Source organism: Pseudomonas sp. S2_H10 (genome assembly GCF_054668285.1).
Window position 1 is genome coordinate 6341066 of record NZ_CP162754.1, and the last position, 15856, is coordinate 6356921.

Annotated in this window: 14 protein-coding genes and 1 pseudogene; 8 read left to right on the forward strand and 7 right to left on the reverse strand. The window is 61.8% G+C overall.

Annotation, left to right across the window (positions count from 1 at the left end):
- The first annotated feature begins 38 nt into the window (after positions 1-38).
- From AB4O16_RS28785 to AB4O16_RS28820, 8 genes and pseudogenes are all read left to right on the forward strand, one after another.
- Positions 39-686: an amino acid ABC transporter permease gene (locus tag AB4O16_RS28785; RefSeq protein WP_150715070.1), complete on the forward strand. Its 648-nt coding sequence runs from the start codon at positions 39-41 to the stop codon at positions 684-686.
- Positions 687-696: 10 nt separating this feature from the next.
- Complete coding sequence (locus tag AB4O16_RS28790) at positions 697-1356, forward strand: amino acid ABC transporter permease (protein ID WP_150715069.1); 660 nt, start codon at positions 697-699, stop codon at positions 1354-1356.
- Complete coding sequence (locus tag AB4O16_RS28795; RefSeq protein WP_160388160.1) at positions 1353-2120, forward strand: amino acid ABC transporter ATP-binding protein; 768 nt, start codon at positions 1353-1355, stop codon at positions 2118-2120. Before AB4O16_RS28790 ends, AB4O16_RS28795 begins: the two co-directional genes overlap by 4 nt.
- 282 nt (positions 2121-2402) lie before the next feature.
- Positions 2403-3765: pseudogene (locus tag AB4O16_RS28800) on the forward strand (OprD family porin).
- A gap of 80 nt (positions 3766-3845) precedes the next feature.
- A complete protein-coding gene (locus tag AB4O16_RS28805) occupies positions 3846-4379 on the forward strand; it encodes a molybdopterin-dependent oxidoreductase (protein WP_160388162.1) in 534 nt (177 codons plus the stop codon).
- Between the two features lie 32 nt (positions 4380-4411).
- On the forward strand, positions 4412-4708 hold the full coding sequence (locus AB4O16_RS28810) for a hypothetical protein (RefSeq protein ID WP_460156452.1): 297 nt from the start codon (positions 4412-4414) through the stop codon (positions 4706-4708).
- Positions 4709-4806: 98 nt separating this feature from the next.
- A complete protein-coding gene (locus AB4O16_RS28815; RefSeq protein ID WP_460156453.1) occupies positions 4807-6027 on the forward strand; it encodes a helix-turn-helix domain-containing protein in 1221 nt (406 codons plus the stop codon).
- A 35-nt stretch (positions 6028-6062) separates the two neighbouring features.
- Complete coding sequence (locus tag AB4O16_RS28820) at positions 6063-6701, forward strand: Vgb family protein (RefSeq protein ID WP_160388165.1); 639 nt, start codon at positions 6063-6065, stop codon at positions 6699-6701.
- Positions 6702-7524: 823 nt separating this feature from the next.
- Here AB4O16_RS28820 and AB4O16_RS28825 read toward each other — a convergent pair.
- The 7 genes from AB4O16_RS28825 to AB4O16_RS28855 all read right to left on the reverse strand — a co-directional run bounded on the left by AB4O16_RS28825 (position 7525) and on the right by AB4O16_RS28855 (position 15777).
- Positions 7525-8385, reverse strand: a complete 861-nt coding sequence (locus AB4O16_RS28825; protein ID WP_160388166.1) for a CAP domain-containing protein — start codon at positions 8383-8385, stop codon at positions 7525-7527.
- A 420-nt stretch (positions 8386-8805) separates the two neighbouring features.
- Positions 8806-9180, reverse strand: a complete 375-nt coding sequence (locus AB4O16_RS28830; RefSeq protein ID WP_460156454.1) for a RidA family protein — start codon at positions 9178-9180, stop codon at positions 8806-8808.
- Between the two features lie 32 nt (positions 9181-9212).
- A complete protein-coding gene (locus tag AB4O16_RS28835; RefSeq protein ID WP_460156455.1) occupies positions 9213-9935 on the reverse strand; it encodes a DUF3726 domain-containing protein in 723 nt (240 codons plus the stop codon).
- 1 nt (position 9936) lies between these two features.
- Complete coding sequence (locus tag AB4O16_RS28840) at positions 9937-11649, reverse strand: hypothetical protein (protein WP_460156456.1); 1713 nt, start codon at positions 11647-11649, stop codon at positions 9937-9939.
- 25 nt (positions 11650-11674) lie between these two features.
- Positions 11675-13228 (reverse strand): BCCT family transporter, encoded by a 1554-nt coding sequence (locus AB4O16_RS28845; protein WP_160388170.1) that lies wholly within the window; start codon positions 13226-13228, stop codon positions 11675-11677.
- A 106-nt stretch (positions 13229-13334) separates the two neighbouring features.
- Complete coding sequence (locus AB4O16_RS28850) at positions 13335-14321, reverse strand: dipeptidase (RefSeq protein WP_460156457.1); 987 nt, start codon at positions 14319-14321, stop codon at positions 13335-13337.
- Positions 14322-14334: 13 nt separating this feature from the next.
- A complete protein-coding gene (locus AB4O16_RS28855) occupies positions 14335-15777 on the reverse strand; it encodes an aldehyde dehydrogenase family protein (RefSeq protein WP_460156458.1) in 1443 nt (480 codons plus the stop codon).
- Positions 15778-15856 lie beyond the last annotated feature (79 nt).

The following is a 15856-nucleotide window of genomic DNA, read 5'->3' on the forward strand; positions in this document are numbered from 1 at the left end:
TCGTCGAGCCAGCCAATCAGACTTTTCCGAGTGTGCTCATGGATCTGACTCTCATACAACGCACATTCCCGTTTTTCCTGGAGGCGGCCTGGATTACGGTGCAGATCTCCGTACTTGCACTTGTGCTTGGGTTTCTGGTCGCCATCGTGCTGGTGGCTGGCCGGTTGTCCACGGTTCTCGCCTTTCGATGCCTTGCCAGACTCTACATCAGCGTTTTTCGCGGCACTCCCTGCCTGGTTCAGCTGTTCATCATCTACTTTGGCGGGCCGCAGATAGGGCTTGAACTGGAGCCGTTTGCGGCCGGCGTAATCGGCCTGGGCCTGAACATCGCTGCCTACATGGCCGAATCCATTCGGGGCGCCATCAGCAACGTAGACCCTGGCCAGGAAGAAGCTGCGCGTTCGATCGGTTTCGGGCGCGGCCAGACGTTATGGTTTATCAAGCTGCCACAAGCTGCGAAGTTGATGATAAGACCGCTGGGGGTGAACGCCGTGGCGCTTATCAAAGGTTCTGCACTGGTGTCGACCATCTCTGTGGTTGAACTTTCATATACGGCGCAACGCTTTATCAGTTCAACGTACAAGCCTTTTGAGATTTTCATGGTGTCTGCGCTGCTATACATCGTGATGGTCTACTCGGTCAGATTCATTATTGACTATCTCGATAATCGCTTCGCGGCAAGGTGAGAGCATTCCTATGCAAAGCCTGGACCTCAGTATAGTTACACCTTATTCCGAGCTGCTTGCGACCGGTCTTTGGTGGACGGTCGTGATGTTTGTAAGTTCCAGCCTGTTGAGCTTGATGGCCGGGATAGCCTTTGCACTCATTGTTCTTTATGCGCCCAAGGTGTTGGCGCTGCCCGTGCGTTTCATGACCTGGTTGCTGATGGGCACGCCACTGCTGCTGCAGTTGTACGTGATTTATTATGGTCTTGTGCAAGTGGGCATCGATATTCCCGCACTGGTGGCGGGCATCATTGGTCTGAGTTTGCACTTTGCCGTCTACAACGCCGACGTCATTCGTGCCGGCGTGGTATCGGTAGACCCGGGGCAGGTTGAAGGCGCGCGTTCCATTGGCCTCAGCCGTGGACAGACCCAGCGTTACATCATCGTGCCGCAGGCGCTGCGCAGGACTATTGCGCCACTGGGAAACAACCTGATTGTGCTGTTGAAGGACACCTCGCTGGTTTCCATCATCGGCATTGCCGAGTTGGTCTACAGCGCACAACTTGCCGTGAGCGAGACCTATAGCCCGTTCGAGTTTTATCTAACTGTTGCGGTTATTTACTATGCAGCCAATCTTGTTCTGGAAGGCGGCCTGCATCTTCTCGAAAACAAGGTAGAGATGTCACGATGATCAGCAAGCAATTCATGGTTGAAGTGAAGGGCGCCCGCAAGGCTTACGGAGCACTTGAAGTACTCAAGGGCATCGATCTTTCCATCTCTCGCGGACAAATCATCGCCATCATCGGCCCGAGCGGATCTGGCAAAAGCACGCTCCTGCGCTCGATCAATCACCTGGAAGTGCTTGACGACGGCGAGATCTGGCTGGAGGGCGAGCAAGTCAACCGGCCATTGAAAGGTCGCGCGTTCGAACAGCACATCAATGCCGTGCGTCAGCAGATGGGCATGGTGTTCCAGCACTTCAACCTGTTTCCGCACCTGACCGTATATGAAAACATTGCCCTTGGCCCGGTAAAACTCAAGGGCCTCGGCAAAAAAGCCGCTCGAGAACTGGCAATGGAATACTTGTCGAAAGTAGGCCTGGCCAGCAAGTTCGACGAGTATCCTTCGCGCCTGTCGGGCGGCCAGAAACAGCGTGTCGCCATCGCCAGGGCACTGGCGATGCAGCCGAAAGTCATGCTGTTCGATGAGGCGACATCGGCACTGGACCCCGAGCTTGTCGAAGAGGTCAACCTGGTCATGAAGCAACTCGCTGCGGAGCACATGACGATGTTGATCGTCACTCATGAAATGCGTTTTGCCGGCGAAGTGGCAGACCGGATTGTCTTCATGGACGGCGGGGTGGTGGTCGAGGAGGGGGCACCCGAAGAGATCCTGCAAAACCCGGTTCAGGAGCGAACCCGGTCGTTCTTGAAGAAGCATTTGCACGATAGGTAAGGTGCGCTTTCGCTTCTGAACCCCGGCGGCTGGCGTGATTAACGCCTTGTTAAATTTATTGACTTCAAAGTCAGCTTCTAGAAAGATGCAGGCCGCCAGACCTGTTTCGATCTTTGCGAACCTCAATCACGTAGCACTGACCACGCCTGCGAACCCGCAGGCGTTAAATTTCGCCTATCGCTATATACAAAAATATATAGCGATAGGCGAAAACGTCAGATCACGAGGGAATCAGGTCCATGGACACCAAAAAAACAAGAGCCCCACACCGGAGTAAACACAATGAAGCTGCAACCCCTGGCCCTGGCCATCACCCTGGGTGGCTTGACCCACCAGGCCATCGCCGCCGGTTTTATCGAAGACAGCAAGGCCTCGCTGAGCCTGCGCAATTTCTATTTCAACTCTGATAACCGCGAAAGCCAGGGCAACGTGGGCAATGCCGCCTACACCAGCCAGGCCAAGGAGTGGGGGCAGGGGCTGCAACTCAACGTGATTTCCGGATTCACCCAGGGCACCGTCGGTTTTGGCCTGGACGCCATCGCCATGACCGGGCTGAAGCTGGACAGCGGCGGTCGTGCGGGCAAGGTGGGGATCGACCGCACGCCGGGCGCGCTGTTTCCTACGGACAGCGACGGCCACGCGGTCGATGAATATTCCAAGGGGGGTGACCGGCAAAGTGCGCATCTCCAAGACCGAGGCGCGGGTGGGTACGTTGCAGCCGAAGCTGCCGGTGATCAACTTCAACGACGGTCGCCTGTTGCCGCAAACCTTCGAAGGCGGGCAGATCACCTCCAGCGAGATCAACGGACTCACCCTCACCGCCGGCCAATTGGAAAGCACCAAGACCCGCAGCTCCACCGACGATATCGACCTGCGCATCGGCGGTGCGACGCGTCCCGCCGGCACCCCGGCGAGCACCGCGCTGGCCGATTCGGACAGCTTCGTTTTCGCCGGCGGCGACTACAAGATCAGCAAGGACCTGACGGCCCAGTACTACTACGGCAGTCTCGAGGATTTCTACAAGCAGCACTTCCTCGGCCTGATCCACACCCTGGCCATAGGCCCCGGCGCGCTGAAGACTGACCTGCGCTATTTCAACAGCAGCGCCGATGGCAAGAACGGCAACGCGGCCGGACGTGCCCAGGGCTACAAAAGCAGCGGTTTCTGGCGCGCGGGGGATACCCACGCCGGCGAGGTGGACAACAACACCTGGAGCGCGCTGTTCACCTACAGCCTGAGCGGCCATGCCTTCAGCGCGGGCTATCAGCAAGTGTCCGGCGATAGCGCGTTCCCGTTCGTCAACCAGGGCGACGGCGCCACGGCGTACCTGATCACCGACCGGCAGATCGGCAAGTTCCTCAGTGCCGGCGAGCGCACCTGGCTGGCCGAGTATGGCTATGACTTCGTCGCGCTGGGCGTGCCGGGGCTCAAGACCGTGGTCACTTATCTGAGCGGCGACAACATCGATTCCGCCGCCGGCGATCGCAAGGAATGGGAACGCGATTTGCGCATCGACTACGCGCTGCAAAGCGGCCCGCTCAAAGGGTTGGGCGTTTCCTGGCGCAACGCCAGCCTGCGCGGCAATGCCAGCAGCGATCTGGATGAAAACCGCCTGATCCTCAGCTACAGCCTGCCGCTGCTTTAACCACGGCGTAGCGGTCCCGGGCTGGCGGTGCGCTCTCCGGGACCTGCAGGTGATTGGTCAACCACGACAGGAGCATCGCCATGCGTTCCATTTTTTCGACTGTGCAAAGCCTTATTCGCCCCGGCGCCAAACCCGTGTCGTTGCCCGCCGCGAGCATCGATGTGGCCGGGCAGGCACTGGAGGTGGTCGGGCAGGTGCAGAACCCGCTGCGCCTGAGCGTGGCCGACCTGCAGGCCATGCCGGGTTATGACTGGGTGACGCTGACCAGCAACACCTGCGAGGGTAATCCGCAGAAAGCCCGGAAAAAGGGTTATCGCGGGGTACTGCTGCGCGAAATCGTCCTCAAGGCCGGGCTGCAGAGCGACGATCCCAAGGGCTGGAAGCGCGCCTATGTGGTGGCGCGCTCCAGTGACGGCTATGTCGCGCTGTTCAGTTGGAACGAACTGATCAACACCGACGTGGGCGATGCGGTACTGGTGGTGTACCGACAACACTCGCCAGAGCAGGACGCTTGCGGCGAACACCTTTCATTGGTCTCGGGCAGCGATCGTCATTCCGGGGCGCGTCAGGTGAAGTGGTTGCGCAGCATTGAACTGTGCAGCATCTTTGGCTGACTCACTCATAACGCAGGACCGAGGACACGCACATGCCAGTCCGCAATTCGCTTGGCTACGATCGACACCCGTCGGTCGAACAGGTGTTGGCCGGCGAAAAGTGGCCGCCCGAATTCGAAGTGGCCCTGAGGGATTTGCTCGAGCAAATGACCAGCGCCGGGCATGAGGTCACACTGCACAATCTCGGCCGCTTCCTCGGCGACTTTGTGCCGCGCTACACCCTCGACCGTGCCGAGGAATGGCAGGAATGGGCGACCCGGCGCTGGGTCTCGCAGACCAAACCGGCGCTGGTGGACAAGCTGGCGGATGTCTTCATCGGTGGTCAATGACACCGCCGCATCCAGTAGCTAGCAGCCTGGTGAAAGGTCGTGATTTAGACTAAACCCGGGTATCGAATCATGGGAGTGACAAGCGTGGCGCGATTGCTATGGACTCGATGATCACGGCCGCCGCCCAGGCGCTGGCGGCGGGCAATCCGCTGGGCGCACTGGACCGCGTGGCCTTGCGTGACGATGCGCCGGCGCTGGCCCTGCGCGGTATCGCCATGGCGCAACTGGGCGATCTGGTGCGGGCCCGGGCGCTGGTCAAGCGTGCGCAGCGGGCCTTTGCGCCCAAGGAAGTGCTGGCCCGGGCGCGCTGCGTGGTGGCCGAGGCCGAAATCGCCCTGGCTTCGCGCGAACTCGGCTGGCCGGTCAAGGCGCTCGAAACGGCGCGGGTCACGCTTGAACAGCACGGTGACCGGGTCAATGCCGCCCATGCGCGTTATCTGCAAATCCGCCGTCTGCTGTTGCTCGGTCAGCTCGATGAGGCGCAGCAGTTGATGGCCGGGCTCGACCCCGGCCCATTGCCGCCGGCGTTGCGCGCAACCCATGAGCTGGTGCTGGCGGGGATCGCCATTCGACGCCTGCAATCAAACGCGGCGCGGGACGCGTTGACCAGGGCCGCGCAGGCGGCCGGACAGGCGGGGATTGCCGCGCTGATGGCCGAGGTCGAACAGGCTGTACGCCTGCTCGACGCCCCCGCGGCACGCCTGATCGCCCAGGGTGAGGAACGACCGCTGCTGCTCGATGAAGTTGAAGCGTTGCTCGGTTCCACGGCGCTGGTGGTGGATGCCTGCCGGTACGTCGTGCGTGGCTGTGGCATGTCGGTGTCGCTCGCGACGCGGCCGATCCTGTTCGTGCTTGCCCGCACACTGGCCGAGGCGTGGCCCGCCGACGTTGCGCGGGAAACGCTGATCGCCCGGGCGTTCCGTCTGAAACTCGCGGATGAATCCCATCGCGCCAGGCTTCGCGTGGAAATCGGCAGGCTGCGCCAGGCACTCAAGCCGCTGGCCGGCGTCATCGCGACGAAGCGCGGTTTTGCTCTGCAATCGCCGGTCTGTACGCAGGTGGTGACGCTGGCGCAACCGATCGAGGAAAAATTTGCCGCGGTATTTGCCTGCCTCGCCGATGGTGAGTCGTGGTCGAGTTCCGCCCTGGCATTGGCGCTGGGTACCAGCCAGCGCACGGTGCAACGGGCGCTCGACGCACTGGCGGTACAGGGCAAGGTGCAATGGTTTGGCCGTGGTCGCACTCGGCGCTGGATGACACCGCCGGTGCCGGGATTCGCGACGACCTTGTTACTCCCGGCGCCGCTGCCCGGTGGCTAGGATGAAGGCCACCAACCCCAACGAGGAATGCCGGAATGAAACACGCAACTGCTGAAATCATTCGTGAATATGGCCCGTTTGCCGATGTCGACCATGTGTGCGGCGTCACCTGGGACGGCGAAAAGGTCTGGTTCGCCTGCAACGACAAAATCAACGCCCTGGACCCGCAAAGCGGCAAGGTGCTGGGCTCCATCGATGTCGCTGCCCATGCCGGCACGGCGTTCGATGGCGAGCATCTGTTCCAGATCGCCGAAGACCGCATCCACAAGATCGACCCGCGCAGCGGCCGCATCCTCTCGACGATTCCTGCGCCCGGCGCGGGCACCGATTCGGGGCTGACCTGGGCCGAAGGGACGCTGTGGGTAGGGCAGTACCGCGAACGCAAGATCCACCAGATCGACCCCGAGACCGGCAAGATCCTGCGCACCATCGAATCCAACCGCTTTGTGACCGGGGTGACCTGGGTGCAAGGTTCGCTGTGGCATGGCACCTGGGAGGGCGATGAAAGCGAACTGCGGCGCATCGACGCGCAAACCGGTGAAGTGCTGGAAAGCCTCAAGATGCCGGAGGGCGTCGGCGTGTCGGGACTGGAGTCCGATGGCGGCGAGCGGTTGTTCTGCGGTGGCGGGGATAGCGGCAAGGTGAGGGTGGTGCGCCGGCCTTCGCGGGGATAATCCTTGTAGGAGCGAGCTTGCTCGCGATTGCAGAGTGTCAGGCACCATCGATATTGACTGATTTGACGCCATCGCGGGCAAGCCCGCTCCCACAGTGATTTCGGTTGCTCGCAGATTCCGCGTACACCCAATAACCCTGTGGGAGCGGGCTTGCCCGCGATGGCGGTGGGTCAGGCACCATAAATATTGAAAGTGCCTCAGTCGCTCTGTGGATGCTGATCGTTGACGTGATACCAATCCGCTTTCGAGTCGACATGCGTCATCTCCCTGTCGATAGTATTTTTGTTTCCTGCCGGGTTTTCTGCTGGTCGAAATCGGTCTAAAAGCCCGGTTGGAAAACGCTCCTGTTTTGCTATCCTCAACCCTGTAGGTGAAGACGCAGACTGATGCGCAAAAGGATAGCAAGGAGACGTGGGGCGCGTTCCGAAGGGTACACGGTTAGAAAGATCCCCGCGCTGGGATCCAGCCCTTATGCCGTGTGAAGCAGAAGAGTTCCATTACAGTTTCACGACTCTTTTGTGGGAGGCCTGATAAACCTTGTAAGCCGGAGACCAGCACCGGCCACCTACTTGTTACATTCACCCACAAAGCCCGCTCAATGCGGGCTTTTTAATGCCCGCACGGTGGGGCTGGCCGTGGATTCAAGTACCTGTAGGAGCCGGCTTGCTGGCGATGGACCCAAGTGCGCCGAGTGAGTCCAGATAGCACGCGTTATCGTTAACGACCTTCGCCAGCAAGCCGGCTCCTACAAGGGACCTGCCCACACCGAAATGAAGTGACCTCCAAACCTGTTAATGCCCGCACGGTGGGGCCGGTCAGCGACTCAAGGCGCGCCGAACAGCATTGTCCAGTAAACACCATTGTCGCTGCGAGCGTTGGCGGCGTAAGCGGCACCGACCTGGGTGAACATCGGGTTCATCAGGTTGGCGCAGTGCCCGGGGCTGGCGAGCCAGCCGGCCATGGCCTTGCTTGGGGAGCCTTGGCCGGCGGCGATGTTTTCACCGATCTGCCGGCCACGGTAACCGGCGGCCCGGGCGCGGTCGGAAGGCATGTCGCCGTCGGGATCCTGGTGGGCGAAATAGTTGCCGTAGGCCATGGCCTTGCTGTGGCTTTGTGCAGCGGAACCCAAGGCCGAACTCCAGGACAGCGGTCGCGCGGCGGCGAAACGCTGGCGACCGCACAGGCGCGGTTTGCCCCGGGCTGCGTTGACCTGCGCGAGCAACGCCTGTGCGGCGCTGCGTGGATCGCCGGTCTGCCCGTCGAGCACCGGCTTGGCCAGCACCACCTGCCACTCGCTCCCCGAACGGCTGACGCCGATGTCGGCGTACTGGTTGTCGAGCAGTGCGGCGCAGTGTTCGTCCTGGAACATATCGAAGGCTTCTTCGGCGTCCCGTGCACCCACCACGCGGATAGAGCGCACCATGGTTGCCTGATAGCCGGAAGCCTTCAGCCGGTCGCGCAACCCGCCGCCATAGCCAACGGGCAAGGCCAGGTTCGACTTGAGCGTCAGGGGTGACAAGCGTTGCGCGGGCCGCCGGTCGCAACGTTGCGGATGGGCGCGGTAGTCGTTGATGGCGTCGACCAGTTGCCGCTGCCCATCGGCGTGGGCGGGGCTGGCGAAAACGGGGAGCAGGGTAAACAGGCACAGCGAAGAAAAGCGCAAGGCAACGACGGTTTGGCGCATGGACGGACAACTCGGATGAGATGACGACGATAGGAGAGGAAAAACGCTGGGGTATGACTGGCTTCCTGGAACAAGGTTCACGGCGCGAGCGAACCTGTTTGTGGCCGGAACCGAATGTCCGACGAAGGGTAGGATTTCTGTGTGGGCAAGTGGGTGTACCCCAAACCTGTGGGAGCTGGCTTGCCAGCGATGGCGTCCGAAAGATCGACGCCTGGCTCAGGACCGCTATCGCCGGCAAGCCGGCTCCTACAAAGGCAAACCTGCGTACAGCTCACTGTGGGAGCTGGCTTGCCAGCGATGGCGCCCGAAAGATCGATGCATGGCTCAGGACCGCTATCGCCAGCAAGCCGGCTCCTACAAAGGAAAACCTGCGTACAGCTCACTGGGTACACCAGTGACCTGCAAGAGGTCTCGAATCAATCAATCCACGCAGGCGTACACCACCAACTCCACCAGCATTTCCTCCCGGGCCAGCCCTGCCACGACCATGGCGGCGCGATTGGGGTAGGGCGCCTGAAAATACTCGGCATAGACCGCATTCACCGTTGCCAGGTAACTGCGGTCGGTGACGTAGATCAGCACCTGGGTGACCGCGTCCAGCGAACTGTCGGCGGCCTCGAGGGTATGGCGCAGATTGTCCAGGGTCTGTCGGGTTTGCGCTTCGATGCCGCCGCTCACCACCTGGCCCTGGCGGTCGATGGGAATTTGCGCGGTGTACAGCGTGCCGTTGCCGACAATCGCCCATTCCAGAGGCGCGCGCGAGGCAAAGAGATCGGTCTTGATCGCCTGTTTCATTGATGATTCCTGATGCAATTTTGAAAGGGGTTTTACCGGGAGTCGCTGCCTTCGCCGGCGCCTCGGCGACGGGATTCTTCGGTGCTTTCCACCAGCACCCGCTCACCGAGTTTTTTCAATTGCGCCCAGACTTCATCATCGACCTGCAGCCCGCCCGCGGGTGTGGCCTGGCTGTGTTCGAACGTCGGGGTCGCGTCTTCGGCACTCAGCCGTGGCAGCAGCGCGAAGTGCCTGGAAATCAGCACATTGATGCTTTGCTCGTCGCCCTGTGCCGGTTGCGGCAGGTCATACACGCGCAAGGCCGGGCTGGTCTGCCCGGCGCTGAAGGTGGCGACCAGTTCCTGGCGGGCATCGCGCCAGTACACACAAAAATTCAGGCCCTGTCCGGCACAGCGCGCCAGGTAGCCCAGCAGCAGGATGCGGTTGTGGCAATGACGGATGCGGATCAGTGCAGTGCCGCCACGCATGGCCTTGCCCACCCCCAGTTCGATAGCCTGGGCGGCGCAGCGCAACACGCTTTGGCCATGGGCATCGAGGGTCAGTTGCGTGGCGTCTTCGTAGCAGGTGTCGATGGGGCGATCGACTTCATCGTGAAGAAAGTCCAAGGCCTTTTTCAGCGCGCCGATGCCGTCGAGGCCTTGCTGTTGCAGCCTGGCGATCATCTCGGCGGCGTCGTCGCAATCACCGGGCGCAAACCCGATGCCTTCGAAGGCCTTGCGGCAGATCACCTGGATTTCATTGAGCGATACACGCATTTCAGAGTGCTCCGGCAGCGTTGGTCAGTTCAGGCATGACGGCGAAATTCCAGTCGTCGGCGAACGGCTGGCCGATCTCGCTGACCAGTGGGGCCCCCTGGAACAGAGTGATGCGCACCCAGCGGCTGGACTTGGGGTCGAACTTGCCGGCGCCGAAGAACGCCAGCTTGCAGCGCAGCAAGTGGATCGGCAGCATGCTGCGGTCCATCAGGTTGGCGCGGATCTCGCCGAAGGCGCAGCGGGCCATGCCTTGCAGGCGGCAGACCGTGCCTTTGAACTGCGGCTGTGCCAGCAGAAAGTGCGCGGTCAATTGCCGTGGGTGTTGCTCGCGATAGGCCAGCAGGGCGCGATGACAGCGTTGAATGTTGTGTGCGATCCCCAGTTGCATTTCCTTTTCTGCACCCGGTTCCATGGCCCGTTCGCCCAGGCGTGGTTCTTCCTTTTCCGCCGAGCGATACCAGAAAAAGTGGTTGGCCTCGGCGTCGTTCAAGTCGTAATCGAGCGCCCAGCGGTAGGTGCTTTCGATGAGCCCGCACAGCTCATCGAGTGGCATCTCGGCGTTCAGGCGAAAGCCTTCGTTGACCGACATCTGCCCGGCCAGCGGATCGACCTGTTCGGGGTACAACTCCAGCAGCAGGCTGACCAGCAGTTCCTGGCAACCGGCACCCACGTTCACGTCGGCCCAGGCTTGCAGTTGCGACCACAAACCGGCGTTGACGGACTGGCCCGCGAACCACTCGGCCAGTTGTTCGAGATCGGCCAGGGTCTGCTGGTCGATTGCGCTTTGCCGTTGGTCCTCGGTGCTGGTTTGCTGCAAGTGCCGGCGGGCCCGAAACAGCAACACCTGGAAGCGCTGCGCCCGAGGCACGTCAGCCGTTTGCGCCAGCACCAACCCCAAGGCCGTTTCTCGAGCCCAAATCCACTGGTTGACCAGTTGCGGATGGTTGATCAGGAACGGCGCCATGCCCAGCCCCGTGGAATTGCCGACTCCAAGGTAACGTTGCAGGGCAGGGTCCAGGCCCACCGCCCGCTGCGGGTTGCGCGCCCGGGCCATGTGTTCGATCTGTTCGATGCTGAAATGCCGCAGCAGGTACACGGTAAACATCTGCGCGCTGAAGGGTTGCGTGAAGTCCGCCGTGTCTTGCAGGCAACTGAAGTCGGCGATGCCGAACTTGCCGTTGCCGTACACCGCGGTGGTGCGATACAGGTAGCCGACCTCGGCCAGTTGCCGAGGGTCTGGCTGGCAACCTTCGGCCAGCGCTTCGAGGAATCGCTCGAAGTTGCGCAGGCTGCGGTTGGCCCGCGACAGCACCAGTACTCGCGAATCGAATCGCCCGGCTTCCTGCAGCGGCACATTGCGTCGCAGGTCGGCCAGTTGCTGCTCGTCGACATCGCCGGAGAGCAGGACAAAACTGACGTCCCACTGATCGGCGATGACCCGGTCGCTGCGCTTTTCCGGCGGCAGGTACATGGAGAAAATCACGCAGTGATAACGGGCACTGGCGGTGTCGATGCGGTAGATCGCCGTGCCGAAGCCCTCGGCGTCCAGATCGAAGCAGGTGCGCTGGATGCGCCACTGCTCGTTCATCATCCGCCGCATGCTGCTGCGCACGAAACTCAAGCGGCTCTGAAAGTGACTGCCCAGCCGCTCCAGGTCCATGACCCGGGTGGCGGGCCGCAAGGCCGATGCGGTGTGTGTGTCGGTGTGCGACATCGTTGCGATTCCTGAACGGTTCATATCAGACTGCCTGTTCGCGAGCCATCTGCCGGGCGATGCGCAGTGCATCCCAGAGCGACGGCAGGATCAGCAGTGAAACCGGTACGGCGGTAATTACGATAAAGGATTGCAGCGCCGTGACCCCGCCCGAACCAATGGTGATCAACACCACGGCGGCCAGGCCCATGCCGATGGCCCAGAAGGCCCGCAGCCATGCCTTGGGCTTGTCATTGCGGGACATCGCCATCGCCACGGTGAACGCCATCGCATCGCCGTTGGTGGCTACCGAGATGAAGCTCAGGAACAGGAACAGCGCCGAGATCAGCCCGCCCAATGGCAGGTTCTGGGTCACGCCCAGCAGCAAGTCTTCGGGTTGTGCGCCGTGGGCGGTGACGATGCCCGGCGTGTGCAATTCCATGCCGATGCCGGCGCCACCGACGATGGTGAACCAGAACATGGTCACCAGCGGGGCGATGATCGACAGGGTCATGATCACTTCGCGGATGGTCCGGCCACGGGAAATCTTCGCCACGTACAGGGCGACCATCGGCGCGTAGCCAATGAACCAGCCCCAGTAGAACACCGTCCACCAGTCGAGCCATTTCGGGTCGGCGCGGAACAGGGTCATCGGGATGAACTGCTCCAGGTGCAAGGCGAACGCGCTGGGAAAACCGCCGAGAATGAACGCGGTGGGCCCGAGCAGCACCATGAACACTGCCAGGCCGATCATCAGCCAGACGTTGATCCCGCTGACGAAGCGGATGCCCTCCAGCCCGACCAGGCAGGAGATGGTGTACATCACCGTGACCAGCACGATGGTGATGGACTGCACCACCAGGTCATTGGGAATGCCCCAGACCGAGTGCAACGCGCTGCTGATCTGCAGGCCGAGGAAACCGATCGGTCCAATGGTGCCGGCGACCACGGCGATGATCGAGGTGGCGTCTGCGAGGGTGCCGATCGGCCCCTTGAGCGCGCGCTCGCCGAACAACGGATAGAGCAAGGTGCGCGGTGCCAGCGGCAGGCCTTTGTCGTAATGCAGATGCATCAGCACGATGGCCAGCAGGCTGCCCAGCACTGCCCAGGCCAGGAAACCCCAGTGCACGAACGATTGCGCGAGCGCAGCATGCCCGGCGGCTTCGGTGTGCGGCTGCACCCCGGCGAACAGCGGCGGCGGGCTGGCGAAGTGCATCATCGGTTCCGCTGCCGCCCAGAACGCGCCGCCGCCAGCGAGCAGGGCGCACATGATCACGGCGATCCAGTTGAAGGTGCTGGTATCGGGGCGCTGGTCGACGCCGCCCAGGCGTACCCGCCCGCATTTGCTGAAGCAGATGAACAGGCTCATGGCGAAGGTCGCGAGCATCAGGATCTGCCAGTACAAGCCGAAGAACTTCGTCGACCAGGCGAACAGCGTGTTCACCAGGTGCGACACGCCATCGATGTCGACCAGTGCCGCGATCAGGAAGGCGCCGAGGAAGCCGCCACTGATCAGGAACAGCGGCCAGTCGATGTCTTTTTTCGGCGGTGCAAGGTCCATTGGCTGGACGTCGGATTGCAGGGTGTCGGAAGTTTTCATGATGCCTCCAAAATACGCGCCTGGGGCTGTGCATCGCCGGTCGGGGAGATGAACGGGAGGCTATTGTTGTTATTTTTCATGCTGTCCTCACGGTGTCGATCAAGAGTCAGTTTTGCGCCGTCGTAGCGTTTTCCAGCAGGCGCAGCCAGTTGAGTCCCATGATGTTGCGTACCTCGTCCTCGGCGAAGCCTCGGGCGCGCAGGCCCTGGGCGATGACCGGGAAATCCCGGCTGTCGCGGAACCATTGCAGCGGTGCCGGCCAGTTGGCGTTGTCCTTCGAGCCTTCGCCGTAATCCTTGTCTTTGCTCCAGCGCCCGTTGCGCATCCATTCGAGCACTTGCAGCGGTTGTTGCTGGCACAGGTCGGTGCCGATGCCGATGTGTTCGACGCCCATCAATTCCGCGGTGCTGGCGACCATGTCGCAGAAGTCTTCCAGGGTGCAGCCCGACGCACCCTTGAGGTGGAACGGGTAGGTGCTGAAGCCCAGCAGGCCGCCGGACTCGGCGATACCGCGCAACACTGCGTTGGATTTGTTGCGCTTGGCCGCGTGGAAACTCGACGGGTTGGCGTGGGAGACGATCACCGGCCGGCTCGACAACTCGATGGCTTCAAGCGTGCTGCGCTCGGCGCTGTGGGACATGTCGATGAGCATGCCGACGCGGTTCATCTCGCGGATCACCTGGCGGCCGAAGCGGCTGATGCCGTTGTCTTCGCTCTCGTAGCAACCGCTGGCCAGCAGGCTCTGGTTGTTGTAGGTGAGCTGCATGATCAGCACACCGAGCTGGCGGAAAACTTCCACCAGGCTGATGTCGTCTTCAATCGGCGAGCAGTTCTGGAAACCGAAGAAAATCCCCACGCGGCCTTCCTGATGCGCCAGGCGAATGTCCGAAGCCTCGCGCACCGGACGAATCAACTCGGGCCAGGTTTCGAAGCGCCGGTTCCACTCGCCGATGCGCGACAGGGTTTCCCGGGCGTTCTCGTGGTAGGCGATGGTGGCGTGCACCGCGCTCAGGCCGCCTTCGCGCATCTGGCGAAAGATCTCCTCGTTCCAGTGGGAATACTGTAGGCCGTCGATCATCAATAAGTCGTGCATGCTGATCTCCCGTTCAAGGTCGCACGTAGGTGGTCTTGACCACGGTGTAGAACTCGCGGGCGTATTGCCCTTGCTCGCGTGGTCCGAAGCTGGAGGCTTTGCGGCCGCCGAACGGCACGTGGTAATCGGTGCCGGCGGTCGGCAGGTTGACCATCACGCAACCGGTGCGCGCCCGGCGCTTGAAGTCGCTGGCATAACGCAGTGACTGGGTGATGATCCCGGCGGTGAGGCCGTATTCGGTGTCGTTCAGCACCGACAGGGCTTGTTCGTAGTCGTTGACCCGGATCACACAGGCAATCGGCCCGAAGATTTCCTCGCGGTTGATGCGCATGGTGTTGTGGGTATTGATGAACAGGGCGGGGCGCATGTAGTGCCCGGCCGGCTCCAGGTTCAGCAGTTCGCCGCCTTCGACCAGGGTCGCGCCTTCGTCTTCGGCCAGTTGCAGGTAATGCAGGTTCTGCTCCAGCTGCCGGGCTTCGGCCACCGGGCCGATCTGTACGCCCTGGCCGAGGGCATGACCGACCTTCAATTGACGCATGCGCGCCACCAGCGCTTCGACGAAACGGTCATGGATGCCGTCGCAGACGATCAATCGCGAAGAGGCCGTGCACTTTTGCCCGGTGCCGAAGAAGGCGCCGTTCAACGCGCATTCCACGGCGATTTCAAGGTCGGCGTCATCGAGCACCACCAGGGCGTTCTTGCTGCCCATTTCCAGTTGGCAACGCACCAGGTTGCCGGCGGTGGCGACCGCGACGCGGCGACCGGTCTGCAGGGAACCGGTGAAGGTCAACGCGTCGATGTCGGCGGACTGGATCAGGCTTTCGCCGACCACCGCGCCGCTGCCCATGACCAGGTTGAAGGTGCCGGCGGGCAAGGCCTGGCGGCTGATGATCTCGGTCAGGGCCCAGGCGCTGGCCGGCACCAGGTTGGCCGGCTTGAACACCACGGCGTTGCCGAAGGCCAGGGCCGGGGCAATCTTCCAGGCGGCGGTGGCCATGGGGAAATTCCACGGGGTGATGATGCCGACCACGCCGACCGGTTCACGCTGCACTTCGATCTCGATGCCGGGGCGTACCGAGGCGGCGGTCTCGCCCATCTGACGCAGCACTTCGGCGGCGTAGTAGTGGAAGAACTGCGCGGAGCGATTGACCTCGCCGATGCCCTCGGCCAGCGGTTTGCCTTCTTCCCGGGAAAGCAGCTCGCCGAGGTCGTCCTTGCGCGCCATCAGCTCGTTGCCGATGGCCATCAGCACTTGCTGGCGCTGTTCCAGGCCGCTGGCGGCCCATAACGGCTGGGCGTCGCGGGCGGCAGCGATGGCGTCGAGCGTCTGTTCGGCGCTGGCTTGCTGGTAGTGGCCGATCAGGTCTTGAACATCCGAAGGGCTGTGGTTGGCGATGACGCCCTGGCCTTCGCACCAGTTGCCGCCGATGTAGTTTTTGTAGGGTTGCAGTGCCATGGGAACCTCCGATTGCGTTGGTCCCATCTTGAGAGTATTACTCTGCAAATAAAAATTAATAATAAATATGAAATGATAA